This window comes from Burkholderia sp. SIMBA_051, assembly GCF_046534915.1.
GTDB lineage: Bacteria > Pseudomonadota > Gammaproteobacteria > Burkholderiales > Burkholderiaceae > Burkholderia > Burkholderia ambifaria.
Map to the genome: position 1 here is coordinate 1 of NZ_JAWRXS010000865.1, position 237 is coordinate 237.

Here is a 237-nt window from a genome sequence, read left to right on the forward strand (position 1 = left end):
ATAAGGGCCTGGACCCGGCCAACCATCTGTCGGAGGACTCGAGCGAGGACGATCTGTATCGCGCCTATCGGGCCTCGGTGCAGGTTTCCTTCAATGCGCTGGAGCAGATCGACGTGCTGCGCGATCATGCTCTGGATGTCGGAGACCTGTTTCGAGTTGGACCCGTTGGCATCCGTCATCACCATCTGCCAGCCGCACTTGGCGGCGATGTCCTTGAAGCTCTGGGTTTCGGCGAGG

At 60.8% G+C, this 237-nt stretch carries 1 pseudogene; it reads left to right on the forward strand.

The annotated features are described in order from the left end of the window. Positions 1-237, forward strand: a pseudogene (locus SB771_RS36910) (hypothetical protein); the annotation flags it as partial.